This window comes from Terrimesophilobacter mesophilus (assembly GCF_014200375.1).
GTDB classification, from domain to species: domain Bacteria; phylum Actinomycetota; class Actinomycetes; order Actinomycetales; family Microbacteriaceae; genus Terrimesophilobacter; species Terrimesophilobacter mesophilus.
Genome location: NZ_JACHBP010000001.1, coordinates 1,062,217 through 1,084,364, shown reverse-complemented (window position 1 = coordinate 1,084,364; position 22,148 = coordinate 1,062,217). Strand labels below are relative to the sequence as shown.

Sequence of the window (22,148 nt, the reverse complement as noted above, 5' to 3'; positions counted from 1 at the left end):
GGGAACCGACGCGTGCGTCGCGTTCGCCAGCTCCCGTGAGTGGTCAGCCGGGCAAGTCGCCAGGCAGCTCCGCGGTGGGGGTGAGGCGGAAGAGGCGCACCGTCCGTCCCGATTCGCGTTCGTAGTGACGGTATCCGGGCCACTGCGCCTCGATGAGGACCCAGGCGGCATCGCGCTCGGTGTCGCCGATGGCGTCGGCGTGCACGGCAAGGCGACGATGGCGCACGGTGATCACGGCATCCGGGTTCGCGAGGAGGTTGTACGTCCAGCCCGGATGGCGTTCCCGGGCGAAGCTCGTCCCGGCGACGATGGCGCGGCCACGGCCATCCGGCGTGTACATCAGCTCGGTGACACGCGACTGTCCCGAGTGCGCGCCAGTGGTGTACAGGGTGAGGGAGTGTACGAGCAGGCCGCTGATCTGGACTCGACCGCCGCTCAGACCCTTCGCGAGGAACTCCAGCGGCGGGAGCGCCCGAGGACCCAGCCAGCGGAAGGCGCGCGTCCGCGTCAGGGGAGCGAGCAGAGACCGCACAACGTGCACGACGGCGGTCATGGGCGTATCCCTTCGCGGCGTCGGGCGATGTCGGCCGCCCGGACGATGCTCAGTGCCACGGTACTCCCGGGGTGCGTTTGTAGTTGATTCCGAGTGCCTGGAGGTAGTTCGCGAACGACGCCAGCCTCGACGCGAAGTCCTTGAAGTGGCGATCCTTCTGCGGGGTCCATCCCACCTCGGCGATCGCGACGATGCGCGGGAACGCGAGGTATTCGAGCTGGCTGAGCGTCGAGAAGGTCTCTGACCAGAGGGGCGCTTCGACGCCGAGGATCTGCTCCTCTCCCACCCCGCTCACGACCGTCGCGGGGTCCCATCCGTACGATTCCTGGATCGTGAGCGGCGCCTGGGCCCACTGGGTGCCGATGTTCTCGCCCAGGGCATACTTCTGGTCGAGGTATGCGACGTTCGCGGGGGCCATGATGAGTTTTCCGCCGCGTTTCACGAGACTGCGTGACAGGGCGCCGGAGCCCGGCCGCGGGGTTGTGAAGTCCCAGTATTCGCCGATCGTTCCCTTGGGAAGGCTCAGGCTCCGGCCGATGTCGTGCCATCCGATCATCGTCTTGCCTGTGCCGGCGACGATCGTTCCGACGCGGGCGACGAAGCGGTAGTAGTCGTTCAGCGGCGTCGCGGCCGACTCGTCCCCACCCACGTGGAGCCATGGGCCCGGCGTGAGCGCGGCGAGCTGGGTGAGGACATCCGTCAGGAAGGTCCAGGTGATGGATTTGTCGACGCACAGCGACGAGAACCCGACGCTCGTGCCGTGGTACAGCGGAGGTGCCACCCCGCTGCAGTTGAGGGCCGGATAGGAGGCGAGGGCAGCATTCGTATGCCCGGGCATGTCGATTTCGGGGACGATCGTGATGTACCGGGATGCCGCGTACGCGACGATGTCGCGGTACTGCGCCTGGGTGTAGAAGCCGCCGGTGCCGCCGCCCACCTCGCTCGAGCCGCCGATCGAGGTGAGGCGCGGCCATCCGTCGATCGCGATGCGCCAGCCCTGGTCGTCTGCGAGGTGCAGGTGCAGCACGTTGAGTTTCAACAACGCTATGTCGTCGATGTACCGCTTGACGACGGAGACAGGGAAGAAATGCCGCGCGACATCCAGCATGGCCCCGCGGTAGGAGAACCGCGGCTGGTCGGAGATGGTCGTCGAGGCGACGCCGAACCGGGTGGTGCCGGTCGACGCGGGCGGAAGCAGCTGTCGCAGCGTCTGGACACCGAGGAACAGGCCGGCCGCGTCATCGGCGGCGATCCAGATGCCGGATGGCGAGACGCGCAGGTCGTAGCCGCCTGGCGGGTGGCCAGGCTCAACGACGAGCTCGATGTCGCCGACCCCCGACATCGGGAGCGGAAGTCCGGTCGCGGGACGGAGGAGGTTCACGAGGTATTCGCCGACGGGAGCCGCCTCATCCCGTGCGTCGACGGCGGTGCTCTTGTCGAGGGTGAACGAGCCGGTGCCCTGGACTCGAAACACGGGGGCCGGAACGACCGTCCGTGCCGCCATGGGTGCGAGAGCCTGCGCCGCGACGTTCTCGTCGAACCCGGAGATGGTCGCGCCCGCGACGGGGACCGCCGTGGCCAGGACGACCGCAAGCGGCACGTACCAGCCGACGCGATGCTTGAAGGCCATGACCGTCCTCATCTCGACGTGCGGTTGCGATGAGACTATCCCCAATTGCTGTCGGTGGAGGCGGGCGGTTTCGGGTGGTGAGAGCTCTGGCGACCGCCGGCGCCGAGCGTGCTGCGGGGTGTGGCTGGGCGCAGGGCCGCACTCCTCCTCCACAGGGTGCCCCGGGAACGACTTCTCCGGAGATCTGGACCATCGCTGGAAATTGATATTCGATTCCCGAAGACTGTATGCATGTCAACATCCGCAAATATCTTCACATCTTCACTCGAGGTGTTGGCGGATGCTGCCGCCCGCGCGGGCGAGAACGCACCGGGTTCGCGCGCACTCGATGACGCCGGGCTCCTGGCTGCCCAGCGCGCGCTCGCCGAGGTGAAGCGGCACGTGGACGCGTGCGCGGCAGTGCTGGCGGGGGAGACCGTCCGGCGCTCCTGCGCCGAGGCGGGGTTGGACGGGCTGGCTCGCAAGCAGGGGTTTCGCACGCCTGAGGCGCTCATCCGCGGTATCACCGGGTCGTCGTCGCGCGAGGCCGGCACTCTCGTGCGCGTCGGGAGCATGCTGAACGATGCCGACCTGCTGGGGCAGGCACGGGCCAACGGGGTCGATGACCCTGAGGAGGCGTTCCGGATCGCGTCGAAGCCGTGGCTGGCCGTCGTGGGCGCCGCCGTCGCCTCCGGGAGCCTCAGCATTGCGGCGGCCGAGGCCCTGCGCAATGGCCTCGGCGAGCCCGGACCCGGCATCGACCGGGAGGTGCTCGCCGCAGCGGCCGCGAGGCTCGTCGACATGATCGCGAGCTGGACCTCTTCGGCTGGGGCGGGTGCGGCACTCAGCCGGGTGACCATCGACGCCGATCGCGTGCTGCGGCTCGCGCGGGATGCCCGCGACGAACTGGATGCCGCGGGAATCGCCGAGCGAGAGCGGCAGCGCCGTTCGCTGCGCGCGTTCCGTCGGTGGCGTCGTCCGGACGGCATGACCCGCTACACCTGGGACCTCGACCCTGAGGGTGCTGCGCTCATCGATGACGTCTACGACAAGATCACCTCCCCCCGCCGCCGCGGGCCACGATTCATCGCCGAGGGCGAACGAGAGCGCGCGGAGGCGATCGAACGCGACGAGCGCACCATGGAGCAACTCGCATCCGACAGCCTGCTCGAACTCGTCCAGCTTGCCCTCGACACCGACCCGACAACGATCGTCGGGCTGAACCGCCCCGCCGTGCGCATACTCGTGGCGGCGAAAGACCTCGAGAGTGGCAGCGGCCGCGGGTGGATCGAAGGCCAGGACCTTCCCGTCTCCATCGCCACCGTTGAGCGCCACCTGTGCTCCGCCGGAAGCGAGACCATCGCCTTCGACGACCGGATGCAGCCGGCCAACCTCGGCCGCACCGCGCGATACTTCAACCGGGTCCAACGCCGGCTGCTCTCCGCGCGCGACGGCGGATGCCGGTGGCCCGGCTGCGAGCGGCCGCCGGAGTGGACCGAGGCGCATCACGTTCGCTGGTGGGACCGCGACCACGGGCCGACTGACGTCGACAACGGCATCCTTCTCTGCCGACACCACCACCTGCTCCTGCACGACAATCACTGGGAGATCGAGCTCACGACGCGCGGCGGGCCACCGGGGATTGCTGGCGCGGGCGAGTGCGAGTACTGGCTCATTCCGCCATCGGATGTCGACCCCGCCCGAACGCGCAGGTCCATGCCGACCAAGTCGCCTGCGCTGCGGGATGCACTGGGTGGTGCGCTGCGGACCCCCACGCTTCTCCCCGCCTGACGTGCTCTCGGATGCCCTCTCGGATGCATTCCGGAACCGCCAGCTCGTTCCGCAACGGATTGCCGCGGGATCCGGCTACCGCCAGGGCACTCCGGGCGCGCGGTGAAAGGCGATGCCGAGCGCGGCGAGGTGCGCGCCGAACGCCGCCAGACGCGAGGCGAACTCGGTGAAGTCGCGAGTGCGACGCGGCGACCAGGCAAGCTCGGCGATCGCGGCGATCCTGGGAAACGCCATCGACTCGATGTCGGTCATCGTGACGATCGTCTCCGTCCACAGCGGCGCCTCGACCCCAAGCAGCTGCGCATCGCCGACACCGGGGATGACCTCGGCGGGATCCCAACCGTACGCATCCTCGATGCTCGTCGGCCCCTTCGCCCAGACCAGCCCGAGCGCACTCGACTCGTCGTACTTCATGTCCAGGTAGGCGACATCCGCGGGCGCGAGAATGAGCCGTCCGCCACGGTCGACGAACCTCCGGGATACCTCGGCCGCATCGCCCTCCGGCGTCGTGAAGCTCCAGTATTCGCCGACCGTCCCCGCCGGCAGGTCCGGGCTCCGCCCCATCTCGTGCCAGCCGATCACGGTCTTGCCGGTTGCGGCGGCGATCCCGGATGCCCGCTCGATGAACCGCAGATAGTCCGCGTCAGGAGTCGACAGGGCCTCGTCGCCCCCGATGTGGATCCACGGGCCGGGGGTGAGTGCGGCGACCTGGCCGAGGACATCCGCCACGAACTCGTAGGTGTGCGCGTTGTCGATGCACAGCGACGAGAACCCGACCTCGATGCCCTCGTAGAGCTTGGGGGCATGGCCGTCGCAGGTCAGCTCGGGGTAGGAGGAGAGGGCAGCGTTGGTGTGACCGGGCAGGTCGATCTCGGGAACGATCGTGATGAAGCGCGAAGTGGCGTAGGCGACGATCTCGCGAAAATCGTCCTGGGTGTAGAAGCCGCCGCCTGCGCCACCGACCTGCGTCGAGCCGCCATGCTGTGTGAGCCGCGGCCACCCCTCGATCTCGAGCCGCCAGCCTTGATCGTCCGTGAGGTGCAGGTGCAGCACATTGAGCTTGAGCAGCGCAATGTCGTCGATGTAGCGCTTGACCTCGTCGACGCCGAAGAAGTGGCGGGCGACATCCAGCATCGCGCCGCGGTAGGCGAAGCGCGGATGGTCGGAGATCGTGGTCGCGGCGATCTCCGGGGGTACCAGGGATGCCGGGGAATCGGCGGATGACGGCGGCAATAGCTGTCGCAAAGTCTGCACCCCCAGGAAGAGCCCTGCGGCATCGTTCGCGGCGAGACGGATGCCGTCCGGCGCCACCGCCAGGTCATACCCGCCCTCCGGATGTCCCGGCTCGATCGTGAGGACCACGTTGCCGTCGCGGCCGACCGGAAGGTACAGCCCGGTCGCCGTGCGAAGCAGGGAGGCCAGATATTCGCCGACGGGCGCGGCATCGGCGGTCGCGGCGATCGCCGTCGCCCGGCCGAGATCGAAAGCGCCATCGCCCGCGGTCTGCGAGGCGGGAGCCGGAATGACGGTGTCTGCAGTGTTGCCCACGGTTGCTCCGTTCACGTCGAGGTTCACGATAGCCGCGATCGCGATGCCCCGTGGCGATGCCGCCTGGCCGTGCCGCCTGGCCGTGCCGCGCGGTGTTGCGTGGACGCAATAAAGGTGGGGTGCAGCGATGGTGCGACGCAGCGAGCGCTACGAGCCAGACGGCTCCGAAGGCGGTGAAGGACGCTGCTCCTGGCCGGAGTCGGCTTCACCCGTCCCCGTCGCCGTCGCGCCCTCCGTCGTTCCCTCGGCCGGGGCAGCCGCCACGGCACCGCTCGCCGGGCCCGACGCGACCGCCTTCGTGGAGCGGCTGAGCTGGCGGAGCGTCCAGAAGCATCCGAGGAAGCCGAAGCCGAGCGCCAGGATGAGCGTGAGCAGGTTCGAAGGATCGAACATCCAGCCGAACGTGTCCTGCCAGAACTCGGGCATCCCGATGGCGGTCGTCCACGGCACACCGAACTCCTGCTCCACCGCGACGGCGACATCCCACGCGAATCCGGCGACGAGGGCCAGAAGCAGGGTGCCGACGGTCACGGCCACGACGACGATCACACCGGTTCGCCCGATGCGCCCGGCGCCCCGCCGGTAGAGCCATGAAGCCAGGAATGCGATCCCCCACGCGACGACCGAGGCGATGAAGCCGAAGTTCCAGAGGATCAGCCAGGCGATGATGCCGAGCGGGATCACGACGAGCGAGAAAAGCAGCCCCCGTGTCACCACCTCCGGTCCGAGCTGATGGGGTGTGGTCACGCGGCGATGCTATCGGGTGCCGTGACCCTTCAGCAAGGGTTCCTCGCGTTGGACATCGTGGCGGCGGTCGGCCTCGCCTGAGCGCACCGTGTGATCTATTATGATCGATAATCCGGATTCACAATCAAGAACTTGCGAATTGGAGTGACGACAGGCAAGGATCGAATCATGACCCTCGCGCGAACCTCTGAACTCGTCGAGCGTGCACGGCGCGCGGGAACCGCGGTGCCGGCGTTCAACGTCATCACCATCGAGCACGCGGAGGGCGTCCTCGCCGGCGCCGAGCGGACGGGTTGCCCCGTCATCCTGCAGGTGAGCGAGAATGCCGTGCGCTACCACAACGGGCGCTTGCGTCCGATCCTCGCAGCATGCCGCGAGCTCGCCATCGCATCCGAGGTCGCCATCGCACTCCACCTGGACCATCTCGAGGACGAGGACCTCGTGCTCGCCGGAATCGTGCAATCCGGCGAACTCGGGGTGAGCTCCCTCATGGTCGACGCCTCCCGGATGCCGTATGACGACAACGTCCTGGCGACGGCGCTCCTGGCCGCGCGCGCACGCGAGGCCGGGCTGTGGGTCGAGGCGGAGTTGGGCGAGATCGGCGGGAAGGACGGCGCGCACGCGCCAGGCGTCCGCACCGATCCGGAGGAGGCCGCAGGATTCGTCCGCGCGACCGGCGTCGACGGCCTCGCGGTCGCGGTCGGCAGTTCGCACGCGATGACCTCGCGCGACGCCGTGCTCGATGTCGATCTCATCAGCCGCCTCGCCCGTCGCCTCACGATCCCGCTCGTGCTTCACGGGTCCTCCGGCGTACCGAACGCAGTCCTCCGGGATGCGGTGAAAGCCGGGATCCGCAAGGTCAACATCGGCACCGCCCTCAACGTCGGGTTCACCGGGAGGATCAGAGAATTTCTGGCGTCGGACCCCGCCGCGACGGATCCGCGCTCGTACCTCCGGTCAGCGCGGGAGGCGGTCGCCATCGAGGTGGCCGAACTCTGCGCGGTCGTGGGCGGCTGACCACCGCAAGCGGGCTCAGCTGCGGCCCAACTGCGGTCCCAGCTGCGGTCCCGACCGGGCCGGTCTGGGCCGGGGCTGGTTGGGACCCGCACGCGCCAGTGCTGCCCCGCGCCGCGTCACGGCCGCGTCGGTGCTGCCCGGCGCCGCGTCACTACCGCGTCGGTGTCGCGCCCAGCCACTCGCCGCGCCTCATCACCGCAGAAACGGTCAGGCCATCCAGCACGACGAGGTCGGCGAATCCGCCTGCTCGGATGCTTCCCACAGCCGAGAGGCCGAGCGCCCCGGCCGGCACCGTGGCCGTCGCCAGGACAGCCTCGAGGAGCGAGAATCCCTGCCGCTCGACGAGCGCGCGGAATGCCGACGCGAGTGTCATCGTGCTTCCCGCGAGAGAGCCGCCTCCCGCGACCCGCGCGACGCCGTCGCGCACCGAGACGGCTGTTCCGGCGAGTGTGTATTCGCCGTCCGGTTGTCCGGTCGCCGCGATCGAATCCGAGACGGCGACGAGGCGATCGCCCAGGAGACGCGCGGCGATGGCGACCGTCCCGTCCGCGAGATGATGGCCGTCGAGGATGAGCTCCGCAACGACACGATCGTCCAGGAGCGCGGCCCCGACCGGTCCCGGCATCCGGTGGTGCAGGGCAGGCATGCCGTTGAAGAGGTGGGTGGCGACGGTCGCGCCGTGATCGAATGCGGCCGTCGCCGTCGCGAAATCGCACGAGGTGTGCCCGATCGCGGCGATAGCGCCGGCCGCAACGATGGAGTCGATCGCCTCCAACCCGCCCGGCAGTTCGGGTGCGACCGTGACCATCCTGACCGCCGGGTCCGCCAGCAGCCGTCGGACCTCGTCGGTGGCCGGTGGATGCAGCAGGGTCGCCTCATGGGCTCCGCGGTGCTCCGGCGACAACCACGGGCCCTCGAGGTGGATGCCGCCAAGCGCGCCGTCACGTACGAGCGGTGCGAGGGCGGCGACCTGCTCCTCCATCCGGGGGAAGGCATCCGTCGCCAGAGACGCGACGAGCGTCGTCGTGCCCCGCCGAGCGTGCCAGTCGATCGCAGGCTCGATCTCGCGATCGACGGCCTCGGCGAAATGGAGGCCGGCCGCGCCGTGGGCATGGATGTCGACGAACCCCGGAACGACCGTGCCGCGGAGTGCGATCGGAGCGGATGTGACGGGAACTGTCCCTGGAGCCGAACCACGCCCGACCTCGAGGATGCGGGCTCCCTCCACCCGGATCCAGCCTGGGCTGAGGATGAGACTTCCGGTCACGATGGCGTCCGCGGTGTAGACGGACACCGGCTCCGCGCTCATCGCAGGAGGTCGTGCGCGATCAACCCCGCGCCCACCATCGTGGACAGGTCGGCGAAAGCCGCTCCCGCCACGACCGGCGGACGCAGTGTCGAGAGTCGCGCACTCAGTCCGGCCTCGAGGGGGTCGAGCAGCAGTCGCCCCGCCGAGCCCAGCCCACCGCCCACCACGACGATTCCTGCGCCGGTCACGGCGACCGTCCAGGCGAGCGCGTCGGCGAGCGCGTCGATGGCTTCCGTCCACACGCGAACGGCGAGCGGGTCGCCCTGGCGGACCTTCTCGGCCGCATCGAGCGCAGTCCGGGAGCCCGTGCGGGCCGCGATCGCGGAGGCGGAGGCCAGGGACTCGATCGACACGCGGTCGGCCTCGCCTGGTCGCCCGATCGGCAACTGTCCGAGCTCGCCCGCCCAGCCGCCGCCAGCGAGCGGAACGCCGTCGATCACGGTGGCGATCGACACACCGGTGCCGATGGGGAGGAACACGGAGACCGGATACCCACGCGCCGCCCCAAGCCTCGCCTCGGCGAGTGCGCCCGTACGAACGTCCTGGCCGAACGCGACCGGAATGTTCACCGAACGCTCGATGAGAGCGCGAAATCCGACATCCTTCCAGCCGAGGTTCACAGCGCTCACCACGGTGCCGGATGCCTCATCGACGATCCCGGGCACGGCGAGACCGATCGCCGCGATGTCGTGGGCGGCCCGCACGCGCTCGATGAGCCCTCTGACCGCGGATGCGGTGCGCGCGCCGTCGGTGTCATCCTGGGGAGTGGGCATCCGGAGGACATCTCGCGACTCGCCGGACGGGTCGATCGCCGAGCATTTGATGCTCGTCCCACCGACATCGATGCCCAGGGTGAGTGGTTGGCTCATTCGGTTGTCAGGATAACCGAACGGCTGAGGTTGCGGGGGTGGTCGGGGTCCAGTCCTCTGCGTTCGGCCTGGGCGACGGCGAACCGCTGGGCGATGACGAGCGCGGCCTGCGCGTCGAGCTCGAACTCGACGAAGCGCCCCCCCGTCGCCTCGACGTCGCCGCGAAGGCCCTCCGGCGATGGGCCGAGGCACCAGACGAGTCGCCCTGGCTCGGCGATGGAGATCGGGCCGTGGCGGTAATCCATGGCCGGATAGGCCTCCGTCCAGAGCTGGGCGGCCTCGCGAGACTTCAGCGCGGCCTCATGAGCGAGACCGACGGCTGCTCCGCGCCCCACGAAAGTCACCTGCTCGGCATCCAGCAGGTCGTCGATCGGCTCGACGAGTGCCGCCTCGGCGTCGCGGGCGAGCGCGGCGACATCATCGCCCAGCAGGGCACGGAAGAGCGAGAGGACCGTCGTCGCGAATCGGGTCTGCACCACCGACTTCTCGTCGGCGAACGCGAGCGGGATGACGTTGCCTGCCAACTGCGCAGCCGGGGAGTCTGTGACGGCCGTCAGGAGTGTCGTCGTGTGCTTCGGCAGGCGGGTGAGCAGTTCGATGATCTCGGTGGTCGTCCCGGAACGGGAGATCGCGACGACCCGGTCGTACCTCCGGTTGGCAGGGAACTCCGAACCGGCGAACGCGTCGGTCTCGCCGTGCCCGGCCTGTTCGCGCCTCGCGGCGCAGCTCATCGCGATGAACCATGATGTGCCGCAGCCCACGATCGCCACTCGTTCACCTCGAGAAGGGAGCGACGTGCGCACCGTGTCGACGAGGGCCGCCGCCGTGCGCCAGGACTCCGGCTGTGCAGCGATCTCTTCCGCGACGAATGTGTGGTTCATGAGCTGCTTCCTGTCGATGAGAGCGTCGAATTCGCGAACACTCTTGATTGATACTAGCGAAAACGGGCAATTTCAATCAAGCCGTCCGCAATCGGCGCGCCTGTGCTTTGATGGTGCGGGCGGCGGACAAGTCCGCCCGAGAAGAGTGGAAGGCACGAGCGATGTCTCAGCAGCAGCGATTGAACGCACTGCTCGAGCTCATCATCCTGCGCGGATCCGTCTCCATCCAGGACATCGTCGACGAGCTCAAAGTCTCGGCCGCTACCGCTCGCCGCGACCTCAACAGCCTCGCAGAGCAGCGCCTCGTCACGCGGACCCACGGCGGCGGTATGGCGCTCGGGTCCGGCTACGAACTGCCGCTCCAGTACAAGATCCCCCGCAACGCGGAGGCGAAGGTCGCGATCGCGGAGGCGGTCGTCGGCCTGGTGAACTTCGGCGATGTCATCGGGCTCAACGGTGGCACGACGACGAGCGAGGTGTCTCGCGTGCTCGGCAGGAGCGAGCACCTCATCGGACACGGTGACGAGCCGGGGGTCACGATCGTCACGAATGCCCTCAACATCGCGTTCGAACTCTCCATTCGCCCTCAGGTGAAGATCGTCGTGACGGGAGGCGTCGCGCGCAGGCAGTCCTACGAACTCGTCGGCCCTCTCGTCGGTGAGACCATCAACGAACTGACCCTCGACGTCGCGATCCTCGGTGTCGACGGACTGAGTGCGGAGTTCGGTGCGACGACGATCCACGAGGGAGAGGCCGAGGTGAGCAGGCAGCTCGCGGATGTCGCCAAGCGGGTCGTCGTCGTCGCGGATGCCTCGAAGCTCGGCAGGTCGACCTTCGCGCGGATCTGCCCGCTCGAGAAGATCGACACCCTTGTCACGGACGCGGCCGTGTCCGACGACATGGCGCGAGCGCTCGAGAATGCCGCGGTCGACGTGATCGTCGCCACCCGGGCGTAGTCGGCTCGCTCGTTGCGATCGGGAACCGGTCTGCCCGGAAGGGTTGACAAATCATGATCGATATGGGGCATAATCGTTCAAGATCACGCAAACAAGGATGTTGCTTCGATGAATTCGACTCACCGGGAACCATCGTCAGCCGATGCGCTGCGGCTGGCCGTCGTGGGCGTCGGGCAGCGGGCGGACATCCTCCGGCACGCGATCGCGGCCGGTGAGAAGGTCGTCGCCGCGGTCGACCCGAGCGAGGAGGGTCGCGCGAAAGCCCTCGAGCTCTTCGGCTCGGACGTGGCGCTCCTCGAGAGCCACGAGCAACTGACCACGGCGAACAACCTCGATGCGGCCTTCGTGCTCACCCCCGACTGGACTCACGCACGGATCGCCATCGACCTGCTCGAGGCCGGCATCCCGGTCTATCTCGAGAAGCCGCTCGCCATCAGCATCACCGGGGCCGACGAGACGCTCGCCGCCGCGAGGTCGACCGGAACCGCCCTCTACATCGGCCACAACTTCCGGCATTCTCCCGTCGTCGTGCTCATGCGCGACATCATCGAACGCGGTGAGATCGGCGAGGTCAAGGCGGTCTGGTGCCGACACTTCGTCGGTAACGGCGCCGACTACTACTTCAAGGACTGGCACGCCGACCGCAGCAAGACCAACTCGCTCCTGCTGCAGAAGGCCAGCCACGACATCGACGTCATCCACTACCTCTCCGGAGGATACGCCAGGCGGGTCGTCGGCATGGGCGGCCTCGTCGTCTACGGCTCCATCGACGATCGTGCCGACCGCACGGGACAGCGGATGACGGAGTGGTTCTCTATGGACAACTGGCCGCCGCTGTCGAACACCGGTCTCAATCCCGTCGTCGACGTCGAGGACCTCTCGATGCTCATGATGGAGCTCGACAACGGCGTGCAGGCGAGTTACCAGCAGGCCCACTTCACCCCGGACTACTGGCGCAACTACACCGTCATCGGCACCGAGGGCCGTCTCGAGAACTTCGGCGACACCTCCGGCGGGGTCGTGAAGGTCTGGAACCGTCGTCACGAGTACGCGGCAGACGGCGACGCCGAGTACCCGATCGCGGGCGAGCACGGAGGCCATGTCGACGCCGACGCCGCGACGGTCGGGGAGTTCCTGTTGCACCTCCGGACAGGCGCCCCGACACAGACCTCACCGGTCGCCGCGCGCTACGCCGTCGCGGTCGGCGACCTCGCCGCGCAGTCGCTGCGCAACGGGTCGGTGCCCGTCGACATCCCGCCCCTCGACCCCGAACTCGCACACTACTTCGAACAGACCACCGTCTCATCCTCGACGCCCGACCACCACCAAGGAGAAAGGCACCACCCATGATGAATCGCATATCCCCCCATGCCCGTTTGCGGCGCCGTGGCTGGCTCACCGGTATCGCGGCGCTCGGCCTCGCCGGGCTCCTCGCCGGATGCGCCGGCGGCGGAAGCCCCGCGGAACCCAGCGGCGACGGCTACACCCCTCCGGCCAAGGACTTCGCGGCCGAGATCACCTATGGCGTCTGGGACCAGACCCAGGTGGATGCCATCAACGCCAACATCGAGGGCTTCAACAAGGAGTACCCGAACATCAAGGTCAATGTGAACGTCACCCCGTGGGGCGACTACTGGACGAAGCTCCAGACGCAGGGGTCGAGTTCGACCCTCCCCGACATCTTCTGGATGAACGGACCGAACTTCCAGCTCTATGCATCCAACGGGATGTTCGAGCCGATCACGTCCATCGTCGATGGCGGATACATCAAGCCGGCCGACTACCCGAAGGCACTCATCGACCTCTACACCCTCGACGGCGTGAGCTATGGGGTGCCGAAGGACTTCGACACGATCGCGGTCTGGTACAACAAGGCGCTGTTCGCGAAGGCCGGAGTCGAGGTGCCGAAGGCGGGCTGGACCTGGGACGACATCCAGACGAAGGCCAAGGCCATCTCCACCGCGCTCTCCGGAGACGGCATCTACGGCATCGCCGCAGCGACGGACGGCCAGTCGGGTTACTACGACACCATCCTGCAGGCGGGCGGTGACGTGATCTCCGCCGACGGCAAGAAGACGGGGTACGGCACCCCGGAGGCCGCGGCCGGCATCCAGTTCTGGACCGACCTCATCACGAGCGGCGCGTCGCCGAACATCCAGCAGCTCAGCGACACCCCGGCCCTCACCTGGTTCACCTCCGGCAAGGCCGCGATGTTCCAGGGCGGAAGCTGGCAGCGCAACGCCATGGTGCAGTCCGACATCAAGGATGACGTCCAGGTCGTCGAATTGCCCAAGGGCGAGCGGCAGGCCACCGTCATCCACGGTGTGGCCAACGTCGTCTCGGCGAAGAGTGCGAACAAGCAGGCCGCGCAGGCCCTGCAGGTCTACCTCGCGAGCAAGGCCGCGCAGGAGCAGCAGGGCGAGATGGGCGCGGTGATCCCCGCGTTCAACGGAACCCAGCAGGCCTTCGTCGACTCGATCCCGCAGTACGATCTGCAGGTCTTCCTCGACGCGATCGCGTACTCATTCCCGTACCCGGTCTCGAAGAACACCTCGGCGTGGGCCGGATTGGAAGCGGAGATCCTCCTCCCCGCCTTCAACGGCGACGTTTCGGTCGACAAGGCCAATGCGGAACTCGCGACGAAGGTGCAAGCGGCGCTGGACGCCGAGTGACGTTGTCCCTCCGCACCGTTCGGACGCCGGTGGTCAGCACTCCTGACCGCCGGCGTTCGGCGGGCCCGGCCAGGACCGACGGATGGTGGCCCTGGGCGTTCGTCGCGCCCCTGTTCCTCGGTGTGTGCGTCTTCTATCTCTGGCCCATCCTGCAGACGGTCTATTTCTCGTTCACCAAGTTCGGGGTCTTCGGAGGGCAGACCTGGATCGGCGCAGCCAACTGGGCCCGCCTGGTCCAGGACCCCGACTTCTATCGGGCCATCCTGAACACTCTCATCTACTCCGCGATCGTGCTCCTCGGCATCCCGGTCGCCGTGTTCCTGGCAAGCCTCATCAATCGCCCCGGCCTGCGTTTCGCGTCCCTCTACCGGGTGCTGTTCTTCCTGCCGTACATCGCCATGCCGGTCGCCATCTCCCTCGTCTGGCGGATGATGTTCAACGGCGACTTCGGCATCATCAACTACGCACTGTCGCTCGTCGGCATCGATGGGCCGCACTGGCTCTCGACGCCGGGGCTCGCGCTCATCTCCGTGTCGCTCGTCGGGTTCTGGGGCTCGTTCGGACTGGCCATCCTCATTCTCGGCGCGGGCCTGAAGAACATCCCGGTGGAGCTCTACGAGGCCGCGGAGCTCGACGGCGCCACCCCGTGGCGTCGCTTCCGTTCCGTGACGGTGCCGTTGCTGTCGCCGAGCGTCTTCTTCGTGACGATCATCACCATCATCGGCAGTTTCCAGCTGTTCGACGCGCTCTACGCCATGCTCGGGCCGAACAATCCGGTCATGCCGGCGACCCAGTCGCTCGTCTTCTACTTCTACGAGAACGGGTTCATCAGGAACGACAAGGGCTTCGCCGCGGCGATCGCGCTCGCGATCCTCGTCATCATCGGGATCGTGACCGTCATCCAGTTCCGCCTGCAGAAGAGGTGGGTGAACTATGACTAGTCCGGCGGTTCGGATGTCCGGGTCGCGTCGAGCGCACGGGCGCGGTTCCGAAGCGAAGCGCTACGGCTCGCACCTGTTCGCCCACATCGTGCTCGTGCTCGGCGGATTCGCGATGGCCCTGCCGTTCCTCTGGCAGATCATCATGTCGCTCTCCTCGAACGCCGAGGTCACGAGCGTGCCGCCGACGTTCTTCCCGCGCGAACTGCGCTTCGACAACTATCTCGCGGTGTTCGACGTCATGCCGTTCTTCTCGCAGCTGGGCGTCTCGATCTGGATCACCGTCATCCGGGTTGTCGTCCAGATCATCCTGTGCACGTTCGCCGGCTACGCGTTCGCCCGCATGCGGTTCCGGGGCAGGGGGCTCATGCTCGCGCTCGTCCTCGCGATCCTCATGGTCCCGTCGCAGGTCTATCTGCTCTCGCAGTACCAGATCGTGCAGAACCTCGGCCTGCTGGACACGGTCGCAGGCATCGTCGCGCCCGGCCTGTTCAGCGCGTTCGGAACGTTCCTCATGCGGCAGTTCTTCCTGGGCCTGCCCGTCGAACTCGAGGAGGCGGCGCGGCTCGACGGCGCGAACCCGTTCCAGATCTTCTGGAAGATCATGCTTCCGCTCACCGGCCCGGCCGTGAGCGCGCTCGCGATCCTCGTCGTGCTGTTCTCGTGGAACGAGTTGCTCTGGCCGCTCGTCGTTTCCACGAGGTCGGATGCCGCCCCGCTTTCGGTCGGTCTCGCCGCGCTCGCCGGCGTGCCCACGGTGAACTATCCGGTGCTCATGGCGGCGAGCGTGCTCACGATGGCGCCCATCCTCATCCTGTTCATCATTCTCCAGCGGCGTGTGATCGAGGGCCTCGCCTTCACCGGGATCAAGTGAGTAGCGGTTGCTGGTCTTCATCGCCCCGAGTCCGTCCGTCGACGTGACCTACGTCGTCGACGAGTACCTTCCCGGCGGGGCTCACCGGCCCGTCTCCGTGCACCGGCGGGCGGGCGGCAAAGCACTCAACGCGGCCAGGTCCGCTGCCACGATGGGCGCGGACGTGCGGGCCGTTGCGGTGCTCGGCGGGTACTCCGGAGAGTTCATCTCCGCTCAGCTTCCGAGGGAGGGCGTCGGTCTGCGCGCCATCCGAGGGGGAGAAGAGACCCGCAGTTGCATCTCGATCGCTTCGGTTGCCGGCGGAGGGCTGACGGAGGTGTACGAACTTGCGACACCGGTGAGCGCGGGGGAGTGGGGGGACGTTCTTGCCGAGGTTCACGCGCTGCTGCTGCAGCAGCCCGGCTGGGTGGCGTCGTCCGGGAGCCTGCCGGCGAGTCTCGATCCCGCGGTGCTCGCCGGTCTTGCGCGCGCCAGCGCGGACGGCGACGTACCGTTCGCGGTCGACACCCACGGGCCCGCTCTCACCGAGGCAGTGGCAGTGTCGCCCGCACTCGTGAAGGTGAACCGTGCGGAGGCGATCGAACTGCTCGGCACGGCCGATGGCACCGCCGCGATCGAGCTTGCGACGGCGATCCAGACCAGGAGCGCTGGCCTCGTCGTCGTGACCGACGGCACGGCGGGAGCCGTCGCGACGGATGGCGACCGGCGCTGGAGAATTCCGCCCCCAGAGCGCACCGGGGCATTCCCGGTGGGCAGTGGCGACGCCTTCTTCGGCGGGCTGCTCGCGGCTCTGGATGCAGGGTCCGATTTTTCGGAAGCCCTCAAGCAGGCATCCGGCTGTTCGATCGCGAACGCGCTGGAGCCCGGCGCAGGCTCGTTCGATCGCGACACAGCGCTCGATATCGCCGCCGGCATCCGCCTCGTGGATTGCTAGACTGACTCCATCGCGACTGGCGTTCGGGTGGGCCACCACCGGGGAGCGATAACAAGCGATTCGGCCGTTCGCCTGGGCCGAAGCGGATACCGTTATAACCATCCGATGAGCTTGCAGAGGAGCCAGCCCGTGTCCGATCGCCTCCCATCCACCTTCACCGACCCGCTCTCGAGCGTCGACCCCGAGATCGCCGCCGTACTGCAGCAGGAACTCGGTCGACAGCGCGACTACCTCGAGATGATCGCGAGCGAGAACTTCGTGCCGCGCGCCGTGCTCGAATCCGCCGGCTCCGTCCTCACCAACAAGTACGCCGAGGGCTACCCCGGCCGTCGTTATTACGGCGGATGCGAGTTCGTCGACATCGCGGAGCAGCTCGCGATCGACCGCGCGAAAGCGCTCTTCGGTGCCGAGTACGCCAACGTGCAGCCGCACTCCGGTGCGACGGCGAACGCCGCCGTGCTCTCCGCGATCGCGGGGCCCGGCGACACCATCCTCGGCCTCGAGCTCGCCCACGGCGGCCACCTCACCCACGGCATGAAGCTCAACTTCTCCGGCAAGCTCTACAACGCCACCGCGTACGGCGTCGACCCGAAGACCTTCCTCGTGGACATGGATGTCGTCCGCGACAAGGCGCTCGAGCACAAACCCGCCGTCATCATCGCCGGCTGGTCCGCATACCCCCGGCAACTCGACTTCGCTGCTTTCCGTGCCATCGCGGATGAGGTGGGTGCGAAACTCTGGGTCGACATGGCGCACTTCGCCGGCCTCGTCGCGGCCGGGCTGCACCCGAGCCCCGTTCCCCACGCGGATGTCGTGTCGAGCACCGTGCACAAGACCCTCGCCGGGCCGCGGTCGGGCTTCATCCTCAGCCGGGACCAGGAGCTCGCGAAGAAACTCAACTCGAACGTGTTTCCCGGCCAGCAGGGCGGACCGCTCATGCACATCATCGCCGCGAAGGCGACCGCATTCCTTCTCGCGGGCAGCGACGAGTTCAAGGATCGCCAGGAGCGCACCGTCCGGGGGGCGAAGATCCTCGCCGACCGGCTCATGGCGGATGACGCGAAGGCGAACGGTGTCGACGTGCTGACCGGCGGCACGGACGTCCACCTCGTGCTCGCGGATCTGCGCGAGTCCCCGCTCGACGGCAAGCAGGCAGAGGATGTGCTGCACGAGGTCGGCATCACCGTCAACCGCAATGCCGTGCCCTTCGACCCGAGGCCGCCCATGGTGACCTCGGGCCTTCGGATCGGCACCCCCGCCCTCGCGACGCGTGGCTTCGGCGACGAGGAGTTCACGGAGGTCGCGGATGTCATCGCCACAGCGCTGCACCCGGACCCCGACCTCGGCGCGCTCCGCGCCCGCGTGAAGAAGCTCACGGATGCCCTCCCGCTCTACCCGGGCCTGGAGCAGTGGTAGGCGGGCGGCGCCGATGACCGCACGGATTCTCGACGGACGCGCCACGGCATCCGCGATCAAGGCTGGGCTCACTGAGCGCGTCGCTGTGCTGCGCGCATCCGGGATCACGCCGGGGCTCGGCACCGTGCTCGTGGGAGACGACCCGGCCTCCCGCCAGTACGTCGCCGGCAAGCACCGCGACTGCGCAGAGGTCGGTATCGCCTCGATCCGGCGTGACCTTCCCGCCGAGACGACGCAGGCCGAACTCGAAGCCGTCATCGACGAGCTGAACGCCGACACCGGCGTCACCGGTTACCTCGTCCAGCTGCCGCTCCCTCCGCACCTGGACACGGATGCGATCCTCGAGCGCGTAGCGCCGGGCAAGGACGCCGACGGCCTCCACCCGATGAATCTGGGCCGCCTGCTGCTCAACGTGAGTCGGCCGATCGATTCGCCGTTACCGTGCACACCGCGCGGCATCATCGAACTCGTCGAACGGCATGGCATCAGCTGGTCCGGCCGCAACGTCGTCGTGGTGGGGCGCGGGGTCACGGTCGGCCGCGCGATCGGCCCGCTGCTGACCCGGCGCGAGTACAACGCCACCGTGACCCTCACGCACACGGGCACGGCCGACCTGGCCGGGCACCTCAAGCGTGCCGATGTCATCGTCGCAGCCGCCGGGGTCGCCGGAATCGTCACCGCCGAGAACGTGAAGCCGGGAGCGATCGTCCTGGATGTCGGCGTCAGCCGGGTCATCGACGGCGATCAGAGCCGCATCGCCGGTGATGTCGCCCCGGATGTCGCGGAGGTCGCCGGCTGGATCTCGCCGAATCCCGGTGGCGTCGGCCCCATGACGAGGGCGATGCTGCTGACGAACGTCGTCGATCTAGCGGAACGCGCAGGGGCGTAGGCAGAGGGCCTCCCCGGCACCATCCCGGCCGGCGAGCTACTCGCCGACGTAACCGATCATGCAGGAGATCCCGTCGCCGGCACCGCTCGGGTCCCATCCGGGCGAATCATCGATGCTGTTCTTCATCCCGACCTCCGTGATCGTCACGGAGCACGCCTCGATCGTGGAGCCGGAGTTGGGGTCCACCGAGAAGCCGTAGCGGCCGAACTTCCACTGGTTCAGGTCGGGAACGCCGTCCGAGTTCTCGAAATCCGCGACCCCGTGCACCTCGCCGGACTTCGCCCACGAGAATCCGTAGAAGCAAGGCTGGCCGACCGGTTCCGGAGTGACGGAGTTGCCGATGGCGGCCTGCGCGAAATAGGGGCTCCCGAAATACAGGCCGACCGGCGTCGCAAAGGCGAGGTCCGGAGCCGTGGACGTGATCGTGATGGGAAGAAGGGTGCTGCCGTTGTCCGCGAGGTACTGCTCCGTGATCGGCTGCGCGCCCGTCCCCGCACTGCACACGCTCAGGAACTGGGCGCGATAGGCGGATGCCGCGTCATCGACGCTGGCGACCGGAGCGTGCGCGGCCATGGAGATTCCCACCGTGCGACCGTCGACGGCGCGCACGTTCGCGGTGATGGTGAAGAGGATGTCCGCCGTGGGGTCGGCACTCGGCTCCGCAGACGGAGTGGGCGATTCGCTGACCTGTGTCGGCCCGGTCGGTTCAGGGGCAGGAGCTGCACCGCATCCGGCCAACGTGCCGACGAGGACCATGGCGGCGAGGGCACTCCCCGCAACCCTGAACAGTGGGGCCCCCATGAACAGCTCCATTCGATGATGGTGCACCGAGGTGAATCACGCGTCCCGTCGCGCACCGATCGATGCGGCCACTCTGAAAATATCAGGTTGCTCAAGCCCATGTTCCGCGAAGGCCCCATCGATAGCAACTCGTAACAGTGACGTGAGCTCTTCCGGCACGAGCGCGATCGCTGCACCGCCGAATCCGCCTCCCGTCATGCGCGCTCCGATCGCCCCGTTTCCGACCGCGGTCTCCACGGCGAGGTCCAGTTGCGGGGTCGAGACGTCGAAATCATTGCGAAGAGACCGATGTGACGCATCAAGGAGTTCGCCGATGGAAGCCGGCCCATCAGTGGCGAGCAGCCGGACCACGTCCAGGACACGCTGGTTCTCGGTGACGACGTGGCGGAGGCGACGGAACGTCGTGTCATCCAGCAGCCCCCTGGCCCGATCGAGGTCGTCAACGCGGACATCGCGCAGTGCGGCCACGCCGAGTGCCTTCGCCGCTCGCTCGCAGGATGCGCGTCGTTCACCGTATCCGCCAGTGGCCAGGTCGTGCGCCGCGCCCGTGTCGATCACGACGATCGCGAGTCCCGCTTCGGCCAGACGAAGGTCCACCAGCCTGGACTCGAGCGAACGGCAGTCGAGAAAGACCGCGGCTCCGTCCTCTCCGAACAGGGAAGCCGCCTGGTCCATGATTCCGGTCGGCGCCCCGACGGCGGTGTTCTCGGCGAGCTGCCCCGCCCGGGCGAGGACCGCCCTGTCCAGCCCGAGGTGCCACACATCGTCGAGGGCGATCGCGACCGCGCATTCGATGGCGGCGGAGGAGGACAGACCGGCACCGACAGGGACATCCGAGTCGATGTAGATGTCCGCGCCGGGGACGGCGTGCAGGTCTGCGCCGTGTTCACCGAGCGCCCACGCGACGCCGAAGGGATACGCGGACCAGCCGTGCAGGACGTCCGGGCTCACCTGGGTCAGATCGTGTTCGACGAGTTCGTCGGTGAATGCGCTCGCGATGCGCAGCATGCGGTCATCGCGCACGGCGAGGGCGGCGATCGTGCGTCGGTCGATGGCGAACGGAAGCACGAAGCCCTCGTTGTAGTCGGTGTGCTCGCCGATGAGGTTGACTCGGCCCGGCGCTGACCACAGCCCGTCCGAGGCGCGGCCGAAGATCTCCTGGAACGCGGTGGCCGCCTCGTCTCGAAGGTCGGTCACGAGTCGGCCCTGGCCGCCGCGATCCCGGCGCGCACGAGTTCTGCCGCGTGCTCCGGAGTCACGTCGCTCACCCATGCCCCCATCGCCGCCTCCGAGCCGGCGAGGTACTTGAGCTTGTCTGCGGCGCGGCGGGGCGACGTCACCTGCAGCATGAGGCGGATGTCGTTCCGATGCGATGCGACGGGAGCCTGGTGCCAGGCTGCGATGTACGGCGTCGTGCTGTCGGGTGTCTGCGAGTCGTAGATCCGGTCGATGCCGCGCAGGATCATGCGGTACAGGATGGCGAGCTCGTCGCGTTCTGCGTCGCTCGTGGCCGCGAGATCCGGAACCTGCCGGTGCGGCAGCATGTGGACCTCAAGCGGCCAGCGTGCCGCGAACGGGACGAACGCGCTCCAGTGCTCACCGCGGAGCACGACCCGTTCCGACTCCAGTTCGAACGCGAGCAGCTGCGAGAAGAGCTCCGGCATCCTCTCGACGGACGCGATCAGCTGGCGGGTCCTGGGCGTGATGTACGGGTACGCGTAGATCTGGCCGTGCGGATGATGCAGGGTGACGCCGATCGCCTCTCCGCGATTCTCGAACGGGAACACCTGCTGGATGCCGGGAAGCGCCGAGAGCGCTTCGGTGCGATCCGCCCACGCCTCGATGACCGTGCGGGCGCGCGAGACGGACTGGCTGCCGAACGACCCGACCGTCTCGGGGCTGAAACAGACCACTTCGCAGCGTCCGATCGCCGTCCTCATCCGGCCGATGCCGAGCTCGTCGAGGTCGGCGAGACCCAGGGGGGAATTCGCACCATCCAGCGCGGGGCCGAACGACGGTGACCGGTTCTCGAACACCGCGACGTCGTAGTCGTCGGGTATCTCGGATGGGTTCGACGGCGACGCCGGGGCGAGCGGATCATGGTCCGCCGGCGGGAGGAAGGCGCGGTTCTGACGGTCCGCAGCGATCGACACCCACTCGCCGGTCAGCGGATCCTGGCGCATCGTCGGGGTGTGGGGCCGAGCATCGAGGATGCGTCCGTCGATCGCGCGATCCGGGCCGAGTCTCGTATCGGCGTCGTCGAAGTAGATCAGTTCACGGCCGTCGGCAAGAGTGGTCGCATGTTTGTTGATCGAGGCCATGGGTCCCTCTGCGTCTAGGCTGA

The 22,148-nt window shown here is 68.1% G+C and carries 20 protein-coding genes and 1 riboswitch; of the genes, 10 read left to right on the top strand and 10 right to left on the bottom strand.

The features are described from left to right. Positions 1-43: 43 nt before the first annotated feature. Positions 44-553 (bottom strand): nitroreductase family deazaflavin-dependent oxidoreductase, encoded by a 510-nt coding sequence (locus tag BKA04_RS05375; protein WP_104095485.1) that lies wholly within the window; start codon positions 551-553, stop codon positions 44-46. 49 nt (positions 554-602) lie between these two features. Continuing rightward, entirely contained in the window at positions 603-2,183 is a 1,581-nt protein-coding gene (locus tag BKA04_RS05370; protein WP_167309677.1) for a beta-N-acetylhexosaminidase, read from the bottom strand. Positions 2,184-2,414: 231 nt separating this feature from the next. Here BKA04_RS05370 and BKA04_RS05365 point away from each other — a divergent pair, with 231 nt between their 5' ends. Further along, positions 2,415-3,953, top strand: coding sequence for an HNH endonuclease signature motif containing protein (locus BKA04_RS05365; RefSeq protein ID WP_104095483.1), 1,539 nt, complete (start codon positions 2,415-2,417; stop codon positions 3,951-3,953). Between the two features lie 75 nt (positions 3,954-4,028). Here BKA04_RS05365 and BKA04_RS05360 read toward each other — a convergent pair whose 3' ends face one another. Both BKA04_RS05360 and BKA04_RS05355 read right to left on the bottom strand, forming a co-directional pair. After that, positions 4,029-5,501 (bottom strand): beta-N-acetylhexosaminidase, encoded by a 1,473-nt coding sequence (locus tag BKA04_RS05360; RefSeq protein WP_198413298.1) that lies wholly within the window; start codon positions 5,499-5,501, stop codon positions 4,029-4,031. A 147-nt stretch (positions 5,502-5,648) separates the two neighbouring features. Further along, positions 5,649-6,248 (bottom strand): hypothetical protein, encoded by a 600-nt coding sequence (locus BKA04_RS05355; protein WP_104095481.1) that lies wholly within the window; start codon positions 6,246-6,248, stop codon positions 5,649-5,651. Positions 6,249-6,416: 168 nt separating this feature from the next. Between BKA04_RS05355 and BKA04_RS05350 the strand changes: the two genes are divergently transcribed. Then, positions 6,417-7,265: a class II fructose-bisphosphate aldolase gene (locus BKA04_RS05350; protein WP_104095480.1), complete on the top strand. Its 849-nt coding sequence runs from the start codon at positions 6,417-6,419 to the stop codon at positions 7,263-7,265. 151 nt (positions 7,266-7,416) lie between these two features. On the opposite strand, the gene nagA is transcribed toward BKA04_RS05350, so the two are convergent. Genes nagA through BKA04_RS05335 form a run of 3 tightly spaced genes read right to left on the bottom strand, consistent with a single transcriptional unit; the run spans position 7,417 to position 10,324 of the window. Then, positions 7,417-8,574, bottom strand: coding sequence for an N-acetylglucosamine-6-phosphate deacetylase (nagA, locus tag BKA04_RS05345; RefSeq protein ID WP_104095479.1), 1,158 nt, complete (start codon positions 8,572-8,574; stop codon positions 7,417-7,419). Beyond that, a complete protein-coding gene (locus BKA04_RS05340; RefSeq protein WP_104095478.1) occupies positions 8,571-9,443 on the bottom strand; it encodes an ROK family protein in 873 nt (290 codons plus the stop codon). The genes nagA and BKA04_RS05340 overlap by 4 nt, the downstream gene beginning before the upstream one ends. Continuing rightward, entirely contained in the window at positions 9,440-10,324 is an 885-nt protein-coding gene (locus BKA04_RS05335) for an SIS domain-containing protein (protein ID WP_104095477.1), read from the bottom strand. Before BKA04_RS05335 ends, BKA04_RS05340 begins: the two co-directional genes overlap by 4 nt. A 161-nt stretch (positions 10,325-10,485) precedes the next feature. Here BKA04_RS05335 and BKA04_RS05330 point away from each other — a divergent pair, with 161 nt between their 5' ends. From BKA04_RS05330 to BKA04_RS05295, 8 genes are all read left to right on the top strand, one after another. Then, positions 10,486-11,280: a DeoR/GlpR family DNA-binding transcription regulator gene (locus BKA04_RS05330; protein WP_104096647.1), complete on the top strand. Its 795-nt coding sequence runs from the start codon at positions 10,486-10,488 to the stop codon at positions 11,278-11,280. A gap of 108 nt (positions 11,281-11,388) precedes the next feature. Beyond that, positions 11,389-12,630, top strand: coding sequence for a Gfo/Idh/MocA family protein (locus tag BKA04_RS05325; RefSeq protein WP_104095476.1), 1,242 nt, complete (start codon positions 11,389-11,391; stop codon positions 12,628-12,630). Further along, positions 12,627-13,952 carry an ABC transporter substrate-binding protein gene (locus BKA04_RS05320; RefSeq protein WP_232841973.1) on the top strand — a complete coding sequence of 442 codons (1,326 nt, stop codon included), beginning with the start codon at positions 12,627-12,629 and terminating at the stop codon, positions 13,950-13,952. The genes BKA04_RS05325 and BKA04_RS05320 overlap by 4 nt, the downstream gene beginning before the upstream one ends. After that, positions 13,949-14,893, top strand: coding sequence for a carbohydrate ABC transporter permease (locus BKA04_RS05315; RefSeq protein ID WP_232841972.1), 945 nt, complete (start codon positions 13,949-13,951; stop codon positions 14,891-14,893). Before BKA04_RS05320 ends, BKA04_RS05315 begins: the two co-directional genes overlap by 4 nt. Then, on the top strand, positions 14,886-15,764 hold the full coding sequence (locus tag BKA04_RS05310; protein ID WP_104095475.1) for a carbohydrate ABC transporter permease: 879 nt from the start codon (positions 14,886-14,888) through the stop codon (positions 15,762-15,764). The genes BKA04_RS05315 and BKA04_RS05310 overlap by 8 nt, the downstream gene beginning before the upstream one ends. A gap of 7 nt (positions 15,765-15,771) precedes the next feature. Continuing rightward, the gene (locus BKA04_RS05305) at positions 15,772-16,698 is read left to right on the top strand and encodes a 1-phosphofructokinase family hexose kinase (protein WP_104095474.1); all 927 of its coding nucleotides are present in this window, start codon (positions 15,772-15,774) and stop codon (positions 16,696-16,698) included. 2 nt (positions 16,699-16,700) lie between these two features. Then, positions 16,701-16,783, top strand: a riboswitch (ZMP/ZTP riboswitch). 20 nt (positions 16,784-16,803) lie between these two features. Continuing rightward, complete coding sequence (glyA, locus tag BKA04_RS05300) at positions 16,804-18,114, top strand: serine hydroxymethyltransferase (RefSeq protein ID WP_104095473.1); 1,311 nt, start codon at positions 16,804-16,806, stop codon at positions 18,112-18,114. Positions 18,115-18,127: 13 nt separating this feature from the next. Then, a complete protein-coding gene (locus BKA04_RS05295) occupies positions 18,128-19,003 on the top strand; it encodes a bifunctional methylenetetrahydrofolate dehydrogenase/methenyltetrahydrofolate cyclohydrolase (protein ID WP_104095472.1) in 876 nt (291 codons plus the stop codon). A 36-nt stretch (positions 19,004-19,039) separates the two neighbouring features. Here BKA04_RS05295 and BKA04_RS05290 read toward each other — a convergent pair whose 3' ends face one another. From BKA04_RS05290 to galT, 3 genes are read right to left on the bottom strand one after another with little or no spacing between them, the layout of a single operon-like run. After that, positions 19,040-19,816, bottom strand: a complete 777-nt coding sequence (locus BKA04_RS05290) for a hypothetical protein (RefSeq protein WP_104095471.1) — start codon at positions 19,814-19,816, stop codon at positions 19,040-19,042. 24 nt (positions 19,817-19,840) lie between these two features. Next, positions 19,841-21,001 carry a galactokinase gene (galK, locus tag BKA04_RS05285; protein WP_232841970.1) on the bottom strand — a complete coding sequence of 387 codons (1,161 nt, stop codon included), beginning with the start codon at positions 20,999-21,001 and terminating at the stop codon, positions 19,841-19,843. Next, positions 20,998-22,125 carry a galactose-1-phosphate uridylyltransferase gene (gene galT / locus BKA04_RS05280; protein ID WP_104095469.1) on the bottom strand — a complete coding sequence of 376 codons (1,128 nt, stop codon included), beginning with the start codon at positions 22,123-22,125 and terminating at the stop codon, positions 20,998-21,000. Before galT ends, galK begins: the two co-directional genes overlap by 4 nt. Positions 22,126-22,148: the final 23 nt, after the last annotated feature.